General features: G+C 62.0%; 17 protein-coding genes. 2 read left to right on the top strand and 15 right to left on the bottom strand.

Going from position 1 to position 21,352, the window contains the following annotated elements; translation table 11 throughout:
• From NKJ00_RS31555 to rpsL, 4 genes are all read right to left on the bottom strand, one after another.
• On the bottom strand, positions 1 to 91 hold a 91-nt coding region (locus NKJ00_RS31555), incomplete at its 3' end, for a GTP-binding protein (RefSeq protein WP_032908143.1).
• Positions 92 to 188: 97 nt separating this feature from the next.
• Positions 189 to 2,279: an elongation factor G gene (fusA, locus tag NKJ00_RS31550; RefSeq protein WP_352613513.1), complete on the bottom strand. Its 2,091-nt coding sequence runs from the start codon at positions 2,277 to 2,279 to the stop codon at positions 189 to 191.
• A gap of 29 nt (positions 2,280 to 2,308) precedes the next feature.
• Positions 2,309 to 2,779 (bottom strand): 30S ribosomal protein S7, encoded by a 471-nt coding sequence (gene rpsG, locus NKJ00_RS31545; RefSeq protein ID WP_008875664.1) that lies wholly within the window; start codon positions 2,777 to 2,779, stop codon positions 2,309 to 2,311.
• Positions 2,780 to 2,855: 76 nt separating this feature from the next.
• Entirely contained in the window at positions 2,856 to 3,227 is a 372-nt protein-coding gene (gene rpsL / locus NKJ00_RS31540) for a 30S ribosomal protein S12 (protein WP_006333356.1), read from the bottom strand.
• A 497-nt stretch (positions 3,228 to 3,724) separates the two neighbouring features.
• Here rpsL and NKJ00_RS31535 point away from each other — a divergent pair, with 497 nt between their 5' ends.
• Together NKJ00_RS31535 and NKJ00_RS31530 are read left to right on the top strand one after the other, a co-directional pair.
• Positions 3,725 to 4,006, top strand: a complete 282-nt coding sequence (locus NKJ00_RS31535) for a transcriptional regulator (RefSeq protein ID WP_013531420.1) — start codon at positions 3,725 to 3,727, stop codon at positions 4,004 to 4,006.
• Positions 4,007 to 4,188: 182 nt separating this feature from the next.
• Positions 4,189 to 5,115 (top strand): Gfo/Idh/MocA family protein, encoded by a 927-nt coding sequence (locus NKJ00_RS31530; RefSeq protein WP_352613511.1) that lies wholly within the window; start codon positions 4,189 to 4,191, stop codon positions 5,113 to 5,115.
• Positions 5,116 to 5,148: 33 nt separating this feature from the next.
• Here the strand turns inward: NKJ00_RS31530 and NKJ00_RS31525 are convergent, their stop codons facing one another.
• The 11 genes from NKJ00_RS31525 to NKJ00_RS31475 form a co-directional block, all read right to left on the bottom strand.
• Positions 5,149 to 5,814, bottom strand: coding sequence for an O-methyltransferase (locus NKJ00_RS31525; RefSeq protein ID WP_352632505.1), 666 nt, complete (start codon positions 5,812 to 5,814; stop codon positions 5,149 to 5,151).
• 81 nt (positions 5,815 to 5,895) lie between these two features.
• A complete protein-coding gene (rpoC, locus tag NKJ00_RS31520) occupies positions 5,896 to 10,092 on the bottom strand; it encodes a DNA-directed RNA polymerase subunit beta' (RefSeq protein ID WP_023814289.1) in 4,197 nt (1,398 codons plus the stop codon).
• Positions 10,093 to 10,224: 132 nt separating this feature from the next.
• Positions 10,225 to 14,361 (bottom strand): DNA-directed RNA polymerase subunit beta, encoded by a 4,137-nt coding sequence (gene rpoB, locus NKJ00_RS31515; protein WP_023814288.1) that lies wholly within the window; start codon positions 14,359 to 14,361, stop codon positions 10,225 to 10,227.
• 251 nt (positions 14,362 to 14,612) lie between these two features.
• Complete coding sequence (gene rplL, locus NKJ00_RS31510; protein ID WP_027038853.1) at positions 14,613 to 14,990, bottom strand: 50S ribosomal protein L7/L12; 378 nt, start codon at positions 14,988 to 14,990, stop codon at positions 14,613 to 14,615.
• A 54-nt stretch (positions 14,991 to 15,044) separates the two neighbouring features.
• Positions 15,045 to 15,563 carry a 50S ribosomal protein L10 gene (rplJ, locus tag NKJ00_RS31505; RefSeq protein ID WP_013531412.1) on the bottom strand — a complete coding sequence of 173 codons (519 nt, stop codon included), beginning with the start codon at positions 15,561 to 15,563 and terminating at the stop codon, positions 15,045 to 15,047.
• Between the two features lie 395 nt (positions 15,564 to 15,958).
• Positions 15,959 to 16,657 carry a 50S ribosomal protein L1 gene (gene rplA / locus NKJ00_RS31500; RefSeq protein ID WP_127295767.1) on the bottom strand — a complete coding sequence of 233 codons (699 nt, stop codon included), beginning with the start codon at positions 16,655 to 16,657 and terminating at the stop codon, positions 15,959 to 15,961.
• A 4-nt stretch (positions 16,658 to 16,661) separates the two neighbouring features.
• On the bottom strand, positions 16,662 to 17,090 hold the full coding sequence (gene rplK / locus NKJ00_RS31495) for a 50S ribosomal protein L11 (protein ID WP_013531410.1): 429 nt from the start codon (positions 17,088 to 17,090) through the stop codon (positions 16,662 to 16,664).
• A gap of 158 nt (positions 17,091 to 17,248) precedes the next feature.
• Positions 17,249 to 17,776: a transcription termination/antitermination protein NusG gene (gene nusG / locus NKJ00_RS31490; protein ID WP_013531409.1), complete on the bottom strand. Its 528-nt coding sequence runs from the start codon at positions 17,774 to 17,776 to the stop codon at positions 17,249 to 17,251.
• A 27-nt stretch (positions 17,777 to 17,803) separates the two neighbouring features.
• On the bottom strand, positions 17,804 to 18,007 hold the full coding sequence (secE, locus tag NKJ00_RS31485; protein WP_013531408.1) for a preprotein translocase subunit SecE: 204 nt from the start codon (positions 18,005 to 18,007) through the stop codon (positions 17,804 to 17,806).
• A 370-nt stretch (positions 18,008 to 18,377) separates the two neighbouring features.
• Positions 18,378 to 19,502 carry an NAD(P)/FAD-dependent oxidoreductase gene (locus tag NKJ00_RS31480; protein ID WP_352632503.1) on the bottom strand — a complete coding sequence of 375 codons (1,125 nt, stop codon included), beginning with the start codon at positions 19,500 to 19,502 and terminating at the stop codon, positions 18,378 to 18,380.
• A 79-nt stretch (positions 19,503 to 19,581) separates the two neighbouring features.
• Positions 19,582 to 21,123, bottom strand: coding sequence for an amino acid ABC transporter permease/ATP-binding protein (locus NKJ00_RS31475; RefSeq protein WP_023814286.1), 1,542 nt, complete (start codon positions 21,121 to 21,123; stop codon positions 19,582 to 19,584).
• Positions 21,124 to 21,352: the final 229 nt, after the last annotated feature.

The following is a 21,352-nucleotide window of genomic DNA, read 5'->3' as shown; positions in this document are numbered from 1 at the left end:
CCGCCGTCAGCGACGTCTTGCCATGGTCGACGTGGCCAATCGTGCCGATGTTCACGTGAGGCTTGTTACGCTCGAATTTACCTTTGGCCATAATCGTTCTCCGTCTATTCTACCCGCTTGGGGGAAATTGTTATTCGCTCTTCAGATCCGGCACCGCGAAGGGACGCGATCCGGCGGCTAAGGAACCCTTACGCGTATTTCTTCTGGACTTCCTGGGCCACCGCCGTAGGGACCGGCTCGTAGTGATCGAACTGCATCGTGTAGGCCGCACGGCCCTGGCTCATCGAGCGCAGGTTGTCGACGTACTTGAACATGTTGGCGAGCGGCACCATCGCATTGATGACCACGGCCACGCCACGCGCTTCCTGACCCTGGATCTGGCCACGACGACCGTTCAGATCGCCGATGACGCTGCCGACGTAGTCTTCCGGCGTCACCACTTCGACCTTCATGATCGGCTCGAGCAGCTGCACGCCAAGCTTGGGTGCGGCCTCACGGAAACAGGCGCGGCCGGCGATTTCGAAGGCCAGAACGCTGGAGTCCACGTCGTGGTAGGCACCGTCGATCAGCGTCGCCTTGACGCCGATCATCGGGAAGCCCGCGAACGGACCCGAGGTCATGACGCTGTTGATGCCCTTTTCGACACCGGGGATGTATTCCTTCGGCACAGCGCCGCCAACGATCTTGGTTTCGAACTGGAACTCGCTGCTGTCCGGGTTCGGTTCGAAGACGATCTTGACGCGAGCGAACTGACCGGTACCGCCGGTCTGCTTCTTGTGCGTGTAATCCTGCTCGTGCCTGCGGGTGATCGTCTCGCGATAGGCCACCTGCGGAGCGCCGACATTGGCCTCGACCTTGAACTCGCGACGCATGCGGTCGACGATGATGTCCAGGTGAAGTTCGCCCATGCCGGAAATGATGGTCTGGCCGCTTTCCTCGTCGGTCTTGACACGGAAGGACGGATCCTCGGCAGCCAGGCGGTGAAGGGCGAGGCCCATCTTTTCCTGGTCGTTCTTGGTCTTCGGCTCGATGGCGATCTGGATGACCGGATCGGGGAATTCCATGCGCTCGAGAATGACCGGATGCAGCGGATCGCTCAGCGTGTCGCCGGTGGTCGTGTCCTTGAGACCGGCAAGAGCAACGATGTCGCCGGCAAAAGCCTCTTCGACGTCAGCGCGCGAATTCGCATGCATCTGCAGCATGCGGCCGATGCGCTCTTTCTTGCCCTTCACGGTGTTGTCGACCGAGATGCCCTTGGTGAGCTTGCCCGAATAGATGCGGGCAAAGGTCAGCGAACCGACGAACGGGTCGTTCATGATCTTGAAGGCGAGCATCGACAGCGGCTCGTTGTCGTCGGCATGACGCTCGATCTCGGCGTCGGTCTTGGCATCGACGCCCTTGATGGCGGGAACATCGGCCGGCGACGGCAGATATTCGACGACGGCGTCGAGCAGCGGCTGCACGCCCTTGTTCTTGAAGGCCGAGCCACAGAACATCGGGTAGAACTTGACCGCGATGGTGCCCTTGCGGATCAGCGCACGGATCTCGTCATTCGACGGCATCTTGCCTTCGAGGTAATTCTCAAGCGCCGTCTCGTCCATTTCGACGGCGGCCTCGATCATCTTCTCGCGGTATTCTTCGGCACGAGCCTTGAGATCGTCCGGGATCTCGACGACATCCCAGGCAGCGCCCAGCGTCTCGTCGCGCCAGACCAGCGCATTCATCTCGACGAGGTCGACGACACCCTTGAACTCGGTCTCGGCGCCGATCGGCAGCTGCATGACAACGGCATGCGCGCCGAGGCGCGAACCGATCATCTCGACCGAGCGATAGAAGTCGGCACCGATCTTGTCCATCTTGTTGCAGAAGATCATGCGCGGAACGCGATACTTGTCGGCCTGGCGCCAGACGGTCTCGGTCTGCGGCTCAACGCCGGCATTGGCATCGAGCAGCGCAATGGCGCCGTCGAGAACGCGCAGCGAACGCTCAACTTCGATGGTGAAGTCGACGTGGCCGGGAGTGTCGATGATGTTGAAGCGGTGCATCTTGCCGTCACGAGCCTTCCAGAAGGTCGTGGTCGCGGCGGACGTGATGGTGATGCCGCGCTCCTGCTCCTGCTCCATCCAATCCATGGTGGCAGCGCCGTCGTGGACTTCGCCGATCTTGTGCGACTTGCCTGTGTAGTAGAGGACGCGCTCGGTGGTCGTCGTCTTGCCGGCGTCAATATGCGCCATGATACCGAAATTGCGGTAGTCTTCGATTTTGTATTCGCGGGCCATCGTAGCTGCCTCTCAGTCTCGTTCGCGCTTTACCAGCGGTAGTGCGCGAAAGCGCGGTTGGCTTCAGCCATCTTGTGGGTGTCTTCACGCTTCTTGACTGCCGTGCCGCGGTTGTTGGCCGCGTCCATCAGCTCGCCGGAGAGGCGGTCGACCATCGTGGTCTCGTTGCGATTGCGGGCCGCCGCGATCAGCCAGCGAATGGCCAATGCCTGGCGGCGCTCGGGGCGCACGTCGACCGGAACCTGGTAGGTGGCGCCACCGACACGACGCGAACGCACTTCAACATGCGGCGCGACATTGTCGAGCGCCTGATGGAAGACCGTGACCGGCTCCTGCTTGGTCTTCGACTGAACCTGGTCGAGCGCGCCGTAGACGATGGTCTCGGCGACCGACTTCTTGCCGTCATACATGACGGCGTTCATGAACTTGGTGACGATCAGATCGCCGAACTTCGGGTCCGGATTGATCTCACGCTTTTCTGCACTGTGACGACGCGACATGGCTTTTGTCTCTCAATCTCATAGCCCGACGCACTCAAGGAGCGCCAAGGCCGGAAAATCTTACTTCGGACGCCCCTTACTTCGGACGCTTGGCGCCGTACTTCGAACGGCGCTGCTTGCGGTTCTTCACACCCTGCGTGTCGAGCACGCCGCGGATGATGTGGTAGCGAACGCCCGGAAGATCCTTGACGCGGCCGCCGCGGATCATGACCACGGAGTGCTCCTGAAGGTTGTGGCCTTCGCCGGGGATGTACCCGATCACTTCAAAACCATTGGTCAGGCGGATCTTGGCCACCTTGCGCAGCGCCGAGTTCGGCTTCTTCGGCGTCGTTGTATAGACGCGCGTGCAAACGCCCCGCTTCTGCGGGTTCTGCTGCATGGCCGGGACCTTGTTGCGCTTCACCGGCGCAATGCGCGGCTTGCGGATCAGCTGGTTGACGGTAGGCATTAAACCCTCTTGTCTCTCAATTCCGTGTCTCGCCCGGTCAGGGCCGCTCAAAGCGTCATTTCCATACGCAAATTCGGGCCATAAACCGCGCCTCGCGGTCTTGCCCGAACAAAAGGCAGAGGAAGCGGAAGCCGCTTCGTGCACGCCGGAAATGTCTTTTCGCTCGTAAAACGAACCCTGTTTGAGGCAAACTCCAAAGCGTGTCGCTTCGGAAGGGAGAGCCTCACATCGGTTCTGACTGGGCGGCTTCTACTCGTAAGACTGCGGACCGTCAAGCCCGGAGCACCAAATATTGCGCGCCGACCAAGGCTTGGCAGCCATGCGAAAACCGCATGTAATTTTCTTTCGCATTTTTGCAAGAGCGAGGAAGAAAGTGACAAGCCTTCAGGCAAAGTGAATGGGTTTGCGCTGTTGCGCGGCCTTGCTTCATGCGAAAAGGCCGCATGAGCAGTCAAAACCCCCTCGCCCGCCCACCCGCTGCCAAGAGGAATCGGCCCGTGAACGACAACGAAGAACGCCCGGTCACCATCATCACCGGCCGGGTTTGGAAGAAAAAAGGCGGCAAACCGGAAGGCGTCCACGTCATGCTGGTGGCGCCCGACGACGATTCGGCGGTGCGCCGGGCACTCGAATCGCTTGCCGCCGAAGGGTACGCCGAGGCCGAGCTCGACCAGATCGGCGACATGGACGGCATCCCCGACGAAGAGCCGCATATCTCCGCCTTCCAGGGCGCGCTCGAAGGCGAAGTGTCGATCGTTACCTTCGACGTGCCGATCTGACCCGACTCCCGGTCCAGCTTTCGAATCGGCTACCGAGACGAATCGGCGACCGAGGCCTTCCCAGCCGAAAAAAGTGTGCACTGCCGCTCGAGGAAGGCTGAGCTTGCCTGCTCGGCTTCGGCTTGCCTGGGGCAAGTGTTCTGATAAGAAACCATCACCATCATCAAACAGACGGAGCGGCCGTGTCCCAGCCCATCAAGATAGGCATCGTCGGCGTCGGCAAGATCGTCCGCGACCAGCACCTGCCGGCCCTGGCGAAAGACCAGGACTATCGCCTCATCGCGGGCGCCAGCCGTCACGGCAAGGTCGATGACATCGCGAATTTTTCTGACATCGAAGCCATGATCGACGCGGTGCCCGAACTCGAGGCCGTGTCGCTCTGCATGCCGCCGCAGTTCCGCTACGACGCGGCGCGGACGGCGCTGATAGCAAAGAAACATGTCTTCCTGGAGAAGCCGCCTGGCGCCACTGTCAGCGAGGTCGAGGACCTCAAGACATTGGCCGCGCAGAACGGCGTCTCGCTGTTCGCCAGCTGGCACTCGCGCTATGCGCCGGCGGTCGAGGCCGCGCGCGCATTTCTCGACACGTCCAAGATCAAGTCGGCCGCCATCAACTGGAAGGAAGATGTGCGCCGCTGGCACCCGAACCAGGAATGGATCTGGGCGCCCGGTGGTTTTGGCGTCTTCGATCCCGGCATCAACGCGCTCTCGATTGCGACCCATATCCTGCCGGCGATGTTCATCACCTCGGCGGTGCTGGATTTTCCCGAAAACCGCGCCTCCCCGGTTGCCGCGCGCGTCGCCTTCCGCACCTCGAATGGATTGCCGGTGACGATGGATCTCGACTGGCTGCAGACCGGCCCGCAAAGCTGGGACATCCTGGCCGAGACCGACAAGGGCGCCATGGTGCTGTCGGGCGGCGGGTCGAAGCTCGCCATCGACGGCAAGGTAGTTCATGACGAGCCGGAGGCCGAGTACCCGATGCTCTACAAGCGCTTCGCCGAGATCGTGCGTGCCGGGACCTCAGATGTCGACCTCGCGCCCCTGCAGCATGTCGCCGACGCCTTCATGCTCGGCAAGCGCAACGTGGTCGAGGCGTTCTTCGATTGAACAGGGACGGCTTGGCTGTTCGCCGATCGGCCGTCACTCCACGATCGCAATGGCAAAGCCGTCATAGCCTTTGGCGCCAACGGTCTGGATGGCGGTGCCGTCCAGACGCTTCTCGCTGCCGATGAACGAGAATGCGGCGCGTGCCCCTTCGACATTGGCGTCGCGGCCATCTTCATTCACCACGGCTCCATCGCGTATGACGTTGTCGCAGACGATGACGGTTCCGGGCCGCGACAACCGCATGGCCCAGGATAGGTAGTGCGGATTGTTCGGCTTGTCGGCATCGATGAAGATGATGTCGAATGGCCCGGCATTCTCGGCGCCAAGTGCTGCAAGCGACTGCAGCGCCGGACCGACCCGTAGTTCCACCCGCTCCAAGACGCCTGCCCGCTCGAAATTCGATCGCGCGACAGCGGCATGGTGCGGATCGAGTTCAAGCGTCACGATCTTGCCGCCGGCAGGCAGTGCGCGCGCCATCCAGATGGTCGAATAGCCGCCCAGCGTGCCGATTTCGAGAACCTTCTTGGCTCCCCGCATCCGCGCAAGAAGGGAAAGCAACTTGCCCTGCGCCGGCGACACGTCGATCGCCGGCAGGCCCTGATCGTGGTTGGCCGCCAGAACGGCATCAAGCACGGGGTCCGCCTCAAACAGGGAACCGACGATGTAGTCGTCGACTGCCGCCCAGCTTCTTTTGCTCATCGCTTTCTTCTCCGATCCAATTGGAGACCTAAACGCGAAAAGGGGCCATTCGGCCCCTTTTCCTCTTCTCTTTCCGTCCGCTTACTGCGCGGCGGTTGTCATGTCGGCCAGCATCGGCTCGGCGACTTCCACACCCGAGGCCTTGCGGCGCTCGTCGATGATCAGTTCGTCGCGCGAGGTGGCGATGCGCCGAATCTGGCTCATCGTGCCGCCGGTGCCGGCCGGGATAAGCCGGCCGACGATGACGTTTTCCTTCAGTCCCTGCAGCATGTCGGTCTTGCCGGCAACCGCGGCTTCCGTCAGCACTCGGGTCGTCTCCTGGAAGGAGGCGGCCGAGATGAAGGATGGCGTCTGCAGCGATGCCTTGGTGATGCCCAAGAGCACCGGCAGGCCTTCGGCCGGCTTCTTGCCGTCCTCGACCAGACGCTCGTTGACCTCTTCCAGTTCGATCACGTCGACATGATCGCCCGGAATGTAGGTCGAGTCGCCCTGCACCGTGATCTCGACCTTCTGCAGCATCTGGCGAACGATGACCTCGATGTGCTTGTCGTTGATCTGCACGCCCTGCAGACGATAGACTTCCTGGATCTCGTTGACGAGGTAGGAAGCAAGTGCCTCCACGCCCTTGATCGCCAGGATGTCGTGCGGCGCCGGATTGCCGTCGAGGATGTAGTCGCCCTTCTCGATGACGTCGCCGTCCTGGAGATGGAACGGCTTGCCCTTCGGGATCAGGTATTCGACCGGCTCAAGCGTCGAGTCATGCGGCTCGATGATGATGCGACGCTTGTTCTTGTAGTCGCGGCCGAAGCGGATCGTGCCGTCGATCTCGGCGATGATGGCGTGATCCTTCGGACGACGTGCCTCGAACAGTTCGGCAACACGCGGCAGACCGCCGGTGATGTCCTTGGTCTTGGCGCTTTCCATCGGAATACGCGCCAGCACGTCGCCGGGGCGAACCTGCGAGCCCGGCTCGACCGAAAGAATGGCCTCGACCGAGAGCAGGAAGCGGGCGTCGCCGCCCTTCGACAGCTTGCCGACCTTGCCCTTGGCGTCCTGGATCGCGATCGCCGGCTTCAGGTCGTTACCGCGTGGCGTCGAGCGCCAGTCGATGACCTCACGCTTGGTGATGCCGGTCGACTCGTCGGCCGTTTCCTGAACGGAAATGCCGTCGACCAGATCCTCGTACGACACCCTGCCCTCGATTTCGGTGAGGACTGGACGGGTATAGGGATCCCACTCGGCGATACGCTGGCCGCGCTTCACCTTGTCACCATCGTCCACGAAGATGCGCGAACCATAGGTGAGACGGTGCGAGGCGCGTTCCTTACCGGCTTCGTCGAGGATCAGCACCGCCATGTTGCGGCCCATGACCATCTGCTGGCCGTCGGAGTTGCGCACCACGTTGCGGTTGCGGATCTCGACCTTGCCCTCATACGAGGCTTCAAGGAACGAGCTGTCCACCACCTGCGCGGTACCGCCCATGTGGAAGGTACGCATGGTGAGCTGCGTGCCCGGCTCGCCGATCGACTGCGCCGCGATGACGCCGACGGCTTCGCCCTGGTTGACCGGGGTGCCGCGGGCCAGATCGCGACCGTAGCAGACCGCGCAGACGCCAACCCTGACTTCGCAAGTCAGTGCCGAGCGGATGCGGACCGACTGGACGCCGGCCTTTTCGATCTGTTCCACGTCACGCTCGTCCATCAGCGTTCCGGCCTTGACCAGGATCTCGCCCGACACCGGATGTGTGATGTCGTCGAGCGACGTACGGCCCAGCACGCGCTGGCCGACCGAAGCGACGACCTGACCGGCATCGACGATCGGCTGCATGGTGAGGCCCTTGTCGGTGCCGCAGTCGACGGAGTTGACGATGCAGTCCTGCGCCACGTCGACCAGACGACGGGTGAGGTAACCCGAGTTCGCCGTCTTCAAGGCGGTGTCGGCCAGACCCTTGCGGGCGCCGTGGGTCGAGTTGAAGTACTCGAGCACGGTCAGGCCTTCCTTGAAGTTCGAGATGATCGGCGTTTCGATGATTTCACCCGACGGCTTGGCCATAAGGCCGCGCATGCCGGCAAGCTGACGCATCTGGGTGGGCGAGCCACGCGCACCGGAGTGCGACATCATGTAGATCGAGTTCATCGGCTTTTGACGGCCATTGTCCTCGAACTCGACCGCCTTGATGCGGGCCATCATTTCGTCGGCGACCTTTTCCGAGCACTTGGCCCAGGCGTCGACGACCTTGTTGTACTTCTCGCCCTGCGTGATCAGACCGTCATTGTACTGCTGCTCGTATTCCTTGGCCAAAGCCTCGGTGTCGGAGACCAGCTTGATCTTGGCATCCGGGATCAGCATGTCGTCCTTGCCGAACGAAATGCCGGCACGGCAGGCATGGCTGAAGCCGAGCGCCATGATGCGATCGCAGAAAATGACCGTCTCCTTCTGACCGCAATGGCGGTAGACGGTGTCGATCATCTTGGAGATGTTCTTCTTGGTCATCTCCTGGTTGGCGGTCTCGTAAGGCACGTTGACGTTCTTCGGCAGAAGCTCGCCGATGATCATGCGGCCAGGCGTGGTGTCATGGATCTTCGACACGACCTTGCCTTCGGCGTCGACCGTACGGAAACGACCCTTGATCTTGGAGTGCAGCGTCACCGCCTTGGTCTCGAGCGCGTGCTGGAGTTCGCCCATATCGGCAAACACCATGCCTTCGCCCGGCTCGTTCTGGTTGACGATCGAGAGATAGTAGAGACCCAGAACCATGTCCTGCGACGGCACGATGATCGGCGCGCCGGAAGCCGGGTGCAGGATGTTGTTGGTCGACATCATCAGCACGCGGGCTTCAAGCTGCGCTTCCAGCGACAGCGGCACGTGAACGGCCATCTGGTCGCCGTCGAAGTCGGCGTTGAAGGCCGTGCAGACCAGCGGGTGCAGCTGGATCGCCTTGCCCTCGATCAGGATCGGCTCGAACGCCTGGATGCCGAGACGGTGCAGCGTCGGCGCACGGTTCAGCAGCACCGGATGCTCGCGGATGACCTCGTCGAGGATATCCCAGACTTCCGGACGCTCCTTTTCGACCAGCTTCTTCGCCTGCTTGACGGTCGAGGAGTAACCCTTGGCGTCGAGACGGGCGTAGATGAAGGGCTTGAACAGTTCGAGCGCCATCTTCTTGGGCAGGCCGCACTGGTGCAGCTTGAGCTCCGGACCGGTCACGATGACCGAGCGGCCGGAATAGTCGACGCGCTTGCCGAGCAGGTTCTGACGGAACCGGCCCTGCTTGCCCTTGAGCATGTCGGACAGCGACTTCAGCGGACGCTTGTTGGCGCCGGTGATGACGCGGCCGCGGCGGCCGTTGTCGAACAGCGCATCGACGGCTTCCTGCAGCATGCGCTTTTCATTGCGCACGATGATGCCGGGAGCGCGCAGCTCGATCAGCCGCTTCAGACGGTTGTTGCGGTTGATGACGCGGCGATAGAGGTCGTTCAGATCCGACGTGGCGAAGCGGCCGCCGTCCAGCGGGACGAGCGGGCGCAAGTCCGGCGGGATCACCGGAACCACCTTCATGATCATCCATTCCGGACGGTTGCCGGATTCCATGAAGTTCTCGACGACCTTGAGCCGCTTCAGATACTTCTTCTGCTTCAGCTCGGAGGTGGTCGAAGCCAGTTCCGAACGCAGGTCGCCGGCGATCTTCTCCAGGTCCATGCCGGCCAGAAGGTCGTGAATGGCCTCGGCGCCGATCATGGCGGTGAACGAATCCTCGCCATACTCGTCGACGGCGATCATGTACTCTTCCTCGCTGAGCAGCTGGTGCTCCTTCAGCGCGGTGAGGCCAGGTTCGGTGACGATGTAGTTCTCGAAGTAGAGGACGCGCTCGATGTCCTTCAGGGTCATGTCGAGCAGCGTGCCGATGCGCGACGGCAGCGACTTCAGGAACCAGATATGGGCGACCGGTGCCGCCAGCTCGATATGGCCCATGCGCTCGCGGCGAACGCGCGACAGCGTGACTTCAACGCCGCACTTCTCGCAGATGACGCCCTTGTACTTCATGCGCTTGTACTTGCCGCACAGGCACTCATAGTCCTTGATCGGGCCAAAAATGCGCGCGCAGAACAGACCGTCACGCTCCGGCTTGAAGGTGCGGTAGTTGATGGTCTCCGGCTTCTTGATCTCGCCGAAAGACCAGGACAGAATCTTCTCAGGGCTGGCAAGCGATATCCGGATGGAATCGAACACCTGCGCAGGCGCCTGCGGATTGAAGAGATTCATGACCTCTTGGTTCATGCCGTTCTCCTTTTCGGGATCCTCGAAGACCCCTTGCATCTAGTCGCGAGCCAAACGCCCGCCGTCGTGTGTCGGCCACCGGCCGAAGAATTTGGTGCGCTCGGTCGCGATTTCCGCGACCGAGCGTCTTGTTTACTCGGCCGCGTCGGGCAGCCGGACAGGGTTGTCGTCGAGCTTGGTGTTCTCCAGCTCGACATTGAGGCCGAGAGACCGCATTTCCTTGACGAGAACGTTGAAGCTCTCGGGGATGCCGGCCTCGAAGGTGTCGTCGCCACGGACGATCGCCTCGTAGACCTTGGTACGGCCGGCGACGTCGTCGGACTTCACCGTCAGCATTTCCTGCAGCGTGTAGGCGGCGCCGTATGCTTCGAGCGCCCAGACTTCCATCTCGCCGAAGCGCTGGCCACCGAACTGCGCCTTGCCGCCCAGCGGCTGCTGCGTGACGAGCGAGTACGGACCGATCGAACGCGCGTGGATCTTGTCGTCCACGAGATGGTGAAGCTTGAGCATATATATGTAGCCCATCGTCACCTTGCGATCGAACGGCTCGCCCGTGCGTCCGTCATAGAGCTGCGACTGACCGCTGGTGTGCAGGCCCGCCTGCTCCAGCATGATGTTGATGTCAGCCTCATGCGCGCCGTCGAACACCGGGGTCGCGATCGAGACGCCGCGGCGCATCTGCTCGCTGAGGCGAACGATGCTCTCGTCGTCATAGTCACGAACCGGCTCGTTGCGGTCGTTGGCCGGGATGAAGCTCTCGAGCGTCTTGCGCAGCGGCTTGATGTCGCCGGCTGCCTTGTACGTGTCGATCAGCTCGCCGATCTTCCTGCCCATGCCCGCGCATGCCCAGCCCAGATGCGTTTCCAGGATCTGGCCGACATTCATGCGGCTCGGCACACCCAGCGGGTTGAGCACGATATCGGCATGCGTGCCGTCCTCGAGGAAAGGCATGTCCTCGACCGGAACGATCCGCGACACGACACCCTTGTTGCCGTGACGGCCGGCCATCTTGTCGCCGGGCTGCATCTTGCGCTTCACGGCCACGAAGACCTTGACCATCTTCATGACGCCCGGAGGCATTTCGTCGCCGCGCTGGACCTTCTCGACCTTGTCCATGAAACGCTGTTCGAGCGCCTTCTTGGAATCGTCGTACTGGCCACGCAGGGCTTCCAGTTCGCTCTGGAGCTTTTCGTTCTCCACGGCAAACTGCCACCACTGCGAACGCGGATACTCGTCGAGCGTATCCTTGGACAGCGTCGAGCCCTTCTTGAAGCCCTTCGGTCCGGCGATCGCTTCCTTGCCGACGAGCACGTCGGAAAGACGCGCGTAGACGTTACGGTCCAGAATGGCCTGCTCGTCGTCGCGGTCCTTGGCGAGGCGTTCGATCTCTTCGCGCTCGATCGCCATGGCGCGCTCGTCCTTCTCCACACCGTGGCGATTGAAGACGCGCACCTCGACGACGGTGCCGAAAGTGCCAGGAGGCATGCGCATCGAGGTGTCGCGCACATCGGATGCCTTTTCGCCGAAGATGGCGCGCAGAAGCTTCTCTTCCGGCGTCATTGGGCTTTCGCCCTTCGGCGTGATCTTGCCGACCAGGATGTCGCCCGGCTGAACTTCCGCACCGATGTAGACGATGCCGGCTTCGTCGAGGTTCTTCAGCGCTTCTTCCGAGACGTTCGGAATGTCGCGCGTGATTTCCTCCGGCCCGAGCTTGGTATCGCGCGCCATGACCTCAAACTCCTCGATATGGATCGAGGTGAAGACGTCATCGGCCACGATGCGTTCGGACAGGAGGATCGAGTCCTCGTAGTTGTAGCCATTCCACGGCATGAACGCGACCAGCACGTTGCGGCCGAGCGCCAGATCACCGAGCTCGGTCGACGGACCGTCGGCGATGATGTCGCCCTTGTTGACGAGGTCACCCATGCGAACCAGCGGACGCTGGTTGATGCAGGTGTTCTGGTTCGAACGCTGGAACTTCATCAACCGGTAGATATCGACGCCGGACTTGCCCGGATCGAGATCTTCGGTGGCGCGGATAACGATACGCGTCGCGTCCACCTGGTCGACGATGCCGCCGCGGCGGGCGCCGATGGCGGCGCCCGAGTCACGGGCGACGATCGGCTCCATGCCGGTGCCGACGAACGGCGCCTCGGCGCGCACCAGAGGCACGGCCTGACGCTGCATGTTCGAGCCCATCAGAGCGCGGTTGGCGTCGTCGTTTTCCAGGAACGGGATCAGGGCCGCGGCCACCGACACCATCTGCTTGGGCGACACGTCCATCAGATCGACGTTTTCGCGCGGCGCCATCATCACTTCGCCGGCACTGCGGCAAATGACGAATTCGTCGACGAAACCACCGTTCTTGTCGAGCTCGGCGTTGGCCTGCGCGACGTGGTGCTTGGCCTCTTCCATCGCCGAGAGATAGACGACGTCATTGGTCAGCTTGCCGTCGACGATCTTGCGGTACGGGCTCTCGATGAAGCCGTACTTGTTGACGCGTGCGAAGGTGGCCAGCGAGTTGATCAGACCGATATTCGGGCCTTCCGGCGTCTCGATCGGGCAGATGCGGCCGTAATGCGTCGGGTGCACGTCGCGCACCTCGAAGCCGGCGCGCTCGCGGGTCAGACCGCCCGGTCCAAGCGCCGAAAGGCGGCGCTTGTGGGTGATCTCCGACAGCGGGTTGGTCTGATCCATGAACTGCGACAGCTGCGAGGAACCGAAGAACTCGCGCACGGCGGCAGCCGCCGGCTTGGCGTTGATCAGGTCCTGCGGCATGACCGTGTCGATCTCGATCGAGGACATACGCTCCTTGATCGCGCGCTCCATGCGCAGCAGGCCGACGCGGTACTGGTTTTCCATCAGCTCGCCGACCGAACGCACGCGGCGGTTGCCGAGATTGTCGATGTCGTCGATCTCGCCCTTGCCGTCGCGCAGTTCGACCAGCGTCCTGACCACGGCCAGGATGTCGTCCTTGCGCAGCACGCGCACGGTGTCCTCGGCCTTGAGTTCGAGGCGCATGTTCATCTTGACGCGGCCGACGGCTGACAGATCGTAGCGCTCACTGTCGAAGAACAGCGAGTTGAACATGGCTTCGGCGGTTTCGAGCGTCGGCGGCTCGCCGGGGCGCATGACACGATAGATGTCGAACAGCGCGTCCTGGCGGCTCTCGTTCTTGTCGACGTTGAGCGTGTTGCGGATATAGGCGCCGACATTGACGTGGTCGATGTCGAGAACCTTGATCTCGTCTTCGCCGGTGCCGAGCAGAACCTTCAGCGTCTTCTCGTCGATCTCGTCCCCGGCTTCGAGGAATATCTCGCCGGTGGCGTAGTTGACGATGTCCTCGGCCAGGTAGTTGCCGAGCAGATCCTCGTCGGTCGCCTTGATCGCCTTCAGACCCTTTTCGCCAAGCGCCCGAGCCTGACGTGCCGTGATCTTCTTGCCGGCTTCGACGACGACTTCGCCGGTATCGGCATCGACCAGGTCGCCGACGGCCTTGAGGCCGCGGAAACGCTCGACGTTGAACGGAATGCGCCAATGGTCGCCGGCGCGCTTGTAGGTGATCTTGTTGTAGAAGGTCGACAGGATCTCTTCGCCGTCCATGCCGAGCGCCATCAGCAGCGACGTCACCGGAATCTTGCGGCGACGATCGATGCGGGCGTGCACGACGTCCTTGGAATCGAACTCGATATCGAGCCACGAGCCGCGATAGGGGATGACGCGCGCGGCAAACAGAAGCTTGCCCGACGAGTGCGACTTGCCCTTGTCATGGTCGAAGAAAACGCCCGGCGAACGGTGCATCTGCGAAACGATCACGCGCTCGGTGCCGTTGACGATGAAGGTGCCGTTCAGCGTCATGAGCGGCATGTCGCCCATGTAGACGTCCTGCTCCTTGATGTCCTTGATGGACTTGGCGCCGGTATCCTCGTCGATATCGAACACGATGAGGCGCAGCGTCACCTTGAGCGGCGCGGCATAGGTGAGGTCGCGCTGACGGCATTCGTCAACGTCGAATTTCGGTCCTTCGAACTCGTACTTCACGAACTCCAGCATCGAGGAGCCGGAAAAATCGGAGATCGGGAAGACCGACTTGAAAACGGCCTGCAGTCCCTCGTCCGGACGCCCACCCTTGGGCTCCGCCACCATCAGGAACTGGTCATAGGATGCCTTCTGAACCTCGATCAGGTTCGGCATCTCCGCAACTTCCGGAATCTTTCCGAAGAACTTGCGTACGCGTCTGCGGCCATTGAAAGTCTGGGTCTGGGCCATCGTCGCTCCTTAGCTCTAAACTCGGGACGAGCCTCGCCGCGGCTCGCCTTGCATGCTGGGCCACCTTGGCGGCAACCCTCTGTCTGTTTTCCCGGCGCCTGTCGGCGGCCGGTTAGAACGGGAGAAAACCCGTTTCCTGAAGGCCGGTTTTCGGCCCTCAGGAAAGAGGTTCTCGCAGATCTCGCGTTACGCGCTCTCCCTTCGGGCGAAGGGAGTGGCGGACGGCGCGAGGCCGCCCGCCGCTTTTACGCTTACTTCAGTTCGACCTTGGCGCCGGCTGCTTCCAGCTGAGCCTTGAACTTGTCAGCGTCGGCCTTGGAAACGGCTTCCTTGACCGGCTTCGGAGCCGCTTCGACCAGATCCTTGGCTTCCTTGAGGCCAAGACCGGTGATGGCGCGGACTTCCTTGATGACGTTGATCTTCTGAGCGCCTGCCTCGGTGAGGACGACGTCGAATTCCGTCTTTTCCTCGACCGGAGCAGCTGCGGCCGCACCACCGCCAGCGGCGGCAACAGCCACCGGAGCAGCGGCGGAAACGCCCCACTTTTCTTCCAGAAGCTTCGACAGCTCGGCCGCCTCGAGGACGGTCAGCTTCGAAAGGTCGTCTACGATCTTTGCGAGATCAGCCATTGTTGTGTTCCTTCATAAGGTTCGAACGTGTGTTTGTGATAGCGAGGAACGGCCTCATGCCGCCTCGTCCTTCCGGGCGTAAGCGCCGATGACGCGCGCGACCGAGGCCGCTGGCGCATTGACGATCTGGGCGATCCGGGTTGCCGGCGTGGCGATCATGCCAACCAGCCTGGCGCGCAGCTCATCGAGCGACGGAAGTGTGGCGAGTGCCTTCACACCGTCGGCATTGAGCGAGGTGGTGCCCATTGCGCCGCCGAGAATGACGAGCTTGTCATTTCCCTTGGCGAAATCGGACGCGACCTTCGGCGCCGCAATCGGATCCTCCGAATAAGCAATCAGCGTCTGTCCCTTGAACAGCTCGATGATCGATGCGGAGTCCGTGCCCTGAAGAGCGATTTTGGCGAGACGGTTCTTCGCGACTTTGACGGTGCCACCGGCGGCGCGCATTTTCGACCGAAGGTCGTTCATTTGCGCGACGGTGATACCGGCGTAGTGGGCCACGACCACTGAACCTGCGTTCGAGAACGCACCGTTCAGGCCCGTGACGAGTTCGCGTTTTTCCGCTCTGTCCACTGCCTATCTCCAGTTGACCCCAATCCTGTTAACGGGAACATCCCATTGACGAGGACAGGCGTCGGGTTGCCTTTTGTCGGCCGGGCCATCCAGTAACGGATCTCCCGAACGACGCTCGAGGATCCTGCCCCCTTTCGCCACATCGACAGTCAAGCCGGCGATGCGCAGACAAAAGGCAAACACGGTTCGAACCTTTCATTGGAGCAATCGCTCCGTTGTCCGGTCTTCACCCGTCTCATGCAGGCCCAAATCGAATTAAGGCTTCTGGGCCGCCTGCAATCTCGGACAGGATGTCCGGAAGCCTTTCGACTTCCGGTACCGGGCCGCCAACTAGGTCGGAGGCCCGGAATTCTTTGCAGATCAGCCGTTTACCGGCCGATCTCGATCAAAACTTATCAGGACGCCACGAGTGTCGAGACGTCGAGCTTGAGGCCCGGGCCCATCGTCGAGGTGACAGACACCTTCTTGACGTAGTTGCCCTTGGCGCCAGTCGGCTTTGCCTTGGTCACCGCATCGGCGAAGGCGCGGATGTTCTCTTCCAGGGCCTTGACGTCGAACGAGACCTTGCCGACGCCGGCATGGACGATGCCAGCCTTCTCGACACGGAACTCGACGGCGCCGCCCTTGGATGCCTTGACGGCGGCGGCAACGTCGGTGGTGACGGTGCCGACCTTCGGGTTCGGCATCATGCCGCGCGGGCCGAGCACTTTGCCCAGACGGCCGACCAGCGGCATCATGTCCGGCGTGGCGATGCAGCGATCGAAATCGATCGTGCCCTTCTGGACGATGTCGACCAGATCCTCGGCACCAACGATGTCGGCGCCGGCGGCGCGGGCTTCGTCTGCCTTGTCGCCACGGGCGAACACGGCGACACGCACCGAGCGGCCGGTGCCGTTCGGCAGGTTGACCACGCCGCGGACCATCTGGTCGGCATGGCGCGGGTCGACGCCGAGGTTCATGGCGACTTCGATGGTCTCATCGAACTTCACCGAGGAACGGTCCTTGAGCAGCTTCAGCGCATCACCCAGGGCATAAGCCTTGTTGGGATCGATGCCTTCGCGGGTCTTCGATACGCGCTTTGCAATCTTTGCCATGATCTTAGCCCACCACTTCCAGACCCATCGAGCGGGCGGAGCCCTCGACCATGCGCATGGCCGCTTCGACGTCGTTTGCGTTCAGGTCTTTCATCTTCGCGGTGGCAATCTCGCGGACCTTGTCACGCGAAACCGTACCGGCCTTGACCTTGCCCGGCTCCTTGGAACCAGACGTCAGGTTCGCCGCCTTCTTCAGGAAGTAGCTCACCGGCGCCGTCTTCATGACGAAGGTGAAGGACTTGTCCTGATAGTAGGTGATGACGACCGGAACCGGCGATCCCTTTTCCATTTCCTGGGTCTGCGCGTTGAACGCCTTGCAGAACTCCATGATGTTGATGCCACGCTGACCAAGCGCCGGGCCGATCGGGGGAGACGGCGTAGCCGATCCCGCTTTCACCTGGAGCTTGAGCTGGCCTGCAATTTTCTTAGCCATCTCTTTTCCTGCCTTTGTCTATGCCGGTCATGCCGGCGGTTGCAGTCTGGTGGTGCGATCCATGCGGCCGGCTAAAGCCGCATTCGTCTCCCACCGTTCTCAGGCCGCGCTTCCGCGCCGCCTCCCCTGATCGCCAAACCGGCGTCAGGGATTTCGGATCAGCCCTTTTCGACCTGTCCGAATTCCAGATCGACCGGCACGGCGCGCCCGAAGATCGAAACTTCCACCTTGAGCCGCGCCCGCTCCTCGTCCACTTCCTGGACGAAACCGTTGAACGACGCGAAGGGACCATCCGAAACGCGGATCGCTTCGCCGATCTCGAACGTGACCGAGGGCTTGGGCCGCTCGACGCCTTCCTGCACCTGGTTCAGGATGCGCTGCGCTTCCGCCTCGGTGATCGGCACCGGCTTGGAGTCACCCAGGAAGCCGGTGACCTTCGGTGTGTTCTTGACCAGCGAGAACACAGCGTCGGTCAAATTCGCCTTCAGCAGCACATAGCCCGGGAAGAACTTGCGCTCGGCATCGACCTTGCGGCCGCGGCGAACTTCGACGACCTTCTCGGTCGGAACCACGATCTGGTGGATGTCGGCGGACAGGCCCTTCTGCTTGGCCTTGTTCTCGATATCCTCGGCGACCTTCTTTTCAAAGTTCGAATAGGCGTGGACGATGTACCAGCGCGCGGTCATTTCAAGACTTCTCCGTAATCGCCGGACTTAGCGTCCGATGCCCAGAATCTGTTCGACCGCAAGGCCCATGAGCTGATCGGCGGTGAAGAAAAAGATCATCGCGATCACTGCGAAGGCCAGAACCATCACCGTCGAGATCATCGTTTCGCGCCGCGACGGCCAAGTCACCTTGGCGGTCTCCGCGCGGACCTGCTGGAGAAAGACGAAAGGATTTGTGGTTTTCGAAGCCATATGCCGCTCTGTCTTCAAGACCCGTTGGCCGGGTCTCCTGGATGATCCCGCTGGCCGGGACGTACCGCCTGAACGAATTTCGCGCCGAATCAGCGCAATCATTTCGCCCATGCAAATCAGACGCGTAAAGCCGGTTTCCCAGCTCCACGCGTCGCGTGTCTGTTTCGTCTACATAAAACCGATTCTTGATCCACGCAAGTGGCAAGTCTCCGCTTTATGACCAAACACCGCCTCGGAACCATCCAGTCGTTCCGTCCCGGCTATGGCGCTCTTATGCCCCAATCGGGCTAATATGGCAAGCGGGTCGCCGATTTTCAAAGGGCAGACCGCAGAAATGTCGCTGATGGCCACACGAAACAATTCCGAAAGCCTAAGCAAAGCGGCTTGGGCGGAACTTGGCAAGCAGCGGGTGCTCTCTTCCGGTGGCGATCTCGTCGGCAATGAGTTCACCGGCGATCAGGCCAAGCGTCGCGCCGCTGTGGCTGAAGGCGACGTAGTATCCCTGGATATCTTTCAACAAGCCGAAGACCGGCTCGCCGTCGCCCGGAATCGGCTTGGGGCCGACACCATAACTCTCCAATTCCAGCTTTGGATGTCCCTCGAGGACCTTCGCGGCTTGTTCAAGAAGTCCATCAATCGTCGAGCCCTTCACCCCATAGGTGCCGTCTGCATTGATGATTACCTCTTCTTCCGACCAGGCGGAATCGAGCGCGAGGGCTCCGTCCGGCGTCGGGCGGATGGCGACGCGCGGCGTGTTGAGCACGGCCCGAAGAGCCAAATCGACCGGCTTGGTCCTGACCAGCAGCGCGATCGGCGTCCCATCCTCGATATGGTGGCCTGTGGCCGCAACCATTCGCGGCACATCACTGCCGGTCGCCAGGAGGACTGCATCGGCAGGAAAGTCGATGCCGCTGGTCGTGGTGGCGCCAGTGGCACGACCATCGACAACCGTGACCGTGGCCCTGCCGGCACCGGTGACCAGTCGCCCGCCGCGCTCCACGAACTCCGCAATTAATGCATCGATCAGCGATGGCAGGTCGACCCAGCCTTCCCCTGGGTTGAAAATGGCTCCCTGCGGCGTGACGGCGCCTGCGGCAACGCCTGGTGTGACCGCCGCTATGGCGGCCGCGGTCAGGTGCTGTGCGTCATAGCCGAGATCCTTTTCATGGGCGAAGACATCAGCAATCTGGTTCGAGGCGTCGTCCGCATCCCATGTCAGGCCGCCATCGAAACGCAGCCACGCAGCATCCGGATATCTCGCCGACAACGTCCGGTAGCGGTCGATACCGATCATGCGCAAGCGATGATACTCAGCCGACCGCTTGCGCGCTGAATTGAGCCAGGAGAGCGAGCGGCCCGACGCCCCCTTGGCAAGCGGTCCATCGTTGACGAGGATCGTTTCGATGCCAAGCCGCGCGAGATGAACGGCTGTGGAGACACCGAAAATGCCGCCTCCGACAACGACGACCTTCGAGACCGGATGCGATGTAACCATGAGATGTTCTTTCACTGTGTAGAGAGTGGATTGAGCGACCGAAGGCGTTCCACGCATATCGGCCAGATGGCGATGCGGATCACAGCACTTCGGCGAGGAAGTGCTTCAAGCGCGCGCTTTTGGGAGTGTCGAAGATCGCAGCGGGCGTGCCGGCCTCGATGACACGGCCCTCATCCATGAAGATGACCTGATCGGCGACCTTGCGGGCAAAACCCATTTCATGGGTCACCACGACCATTGTCATGCCACGTCGGCCGAGGTCAGCCATCAGGTTGAGAACGCCCTTCACCAGTTCCGGATCGAGAGCGCTCGTCACCTCGTCGAACAGGATCACCTCAGGGTCCATTGCCAGTGCACGGGCGATTGCCACCCGCTGCTGCTGGCCACCGGAAAGACTGCCGGGACGATGGTGTTTGCGTGCGGCAAGGCCAACATCGGCGAGGCGCGCCTCGGCGATGCGCTCGGCTTCCCGCACCGGAAGGCCCTTGACCTTGGTCAGCGACAGCATGACGTTTTCCAGGGCTGTGTGGTCGGGAAACAGGTTGAACTGCTGGAACACCATGCCGACACGCCGGCGCAGCTTTTCGGGCTTCATCGCCAGGATGCTCGCGCCATCGAGCAGCACGTCACCGCCCTTGGGCTCGACCAAGCGGTTAAGGCAGCGCAGCAAGGTCGACTTGCCCGACCCTGACGGACCGATGACGCAGGTGACCGTGCCCGGCTTGACCGTCAGGCTGACGCCCTTCAGGACATCGAGATCGCCATAGGCCATGTCGAGATTGGTGACGGCGAGACTACCACCCTTGAAGCGTGAAAGCGCCGAGCTGTCTTCAGGGCTGGCCTCGGAGAGCGGGCTGCCGACGGCGCTCTCCAGTTCGCTCACCTCGGCAAGGCCGCTGGTGACGAGGCCTGCCTTTTGCTTTCCGACCCGCAGCGAGTTGTCGATGTAATTAACCACGTGGGTCAACGGCACGGTGATCACGAGATAGAACACGCCGGCCAGCAGCAATGGCGACAGGTTTCCGGTGACCACCGCCTGGTCCTGACCGACGCGGAAAATCTCGCGCTCCGATGCGAGCAGACCGAGGAAGTAGACGAGGCTCGAATCCTTGACGTTGCCGATGAACTGGTTGACCAGCGCCGGCAGGACGCGGCGGATGCCCTGCGGGATGACGATCAGGCGCATGCCCTGCCCGTAGCTCATGCTGAGCGCCCGGCAGGCTTCCATTTGCCCGCGCTCGACGCTCTGGATGCCCGAGCGGAAGATTTCGCCGATATAGGCGCCGGCGATCAGGCTGAGGGCCAGAATGCCGAGCGGAAAGGGCGAAGGCCCAAAGATTTCACGGCCGATGCGCGCAAAGCCCTGGCCGATCAGAAGGATCGTGACGATCGCCGGAAGGCCACGGAAAATGTCCGTGTAGACCCGGGCCGGAATGCGCAGCCAGCGCGATTGCGAGATGCCCATGACTGCCAGGATCATGCCGAGCACGACACCCAGCACCGTGGATGCGGCCGCGAGGATCAAGGTGTTCTTCAATCCGATGGTGATCATGCTTGGCAGCACGTCCGCCATGGCTTGCCAGTCAAGGAAACTGCGCCGCAAGTTTTCAAGCCAGTTCATTCGGCCCCCTTTCGGTTGCGCTGTCCGCATCGTCCGACATCAAACGCGGCAGCGCGTGGTGCCGGGGGCCGGCCGCCCACCCCCGGGGGGGGGGGGGGTGGTGTTTGGGGGGGTGTTTTTCGGCCGTGGGGGCTGGGGGGCCGCCGCGCCGCATGTATTTGCCCGGGCGCAGGGTGCGTTTCTCTACGACGTCGATGGACACCAGTACACCGACTTCCACTGCGGCTTC

This window comes from Mesorhizobium sp. M0227 (assembly GCF_040321855.1).
Taxonomy (GTDB): domain Bacteria; phylum Pseudomonadota; class Alphaproteobacteria; order Rhizobiales; family Rhizobiaceae; genus Mesorhizobium.
This window is presented reverse-complemented; position numbering and strand designations above follow the sequence as displayed.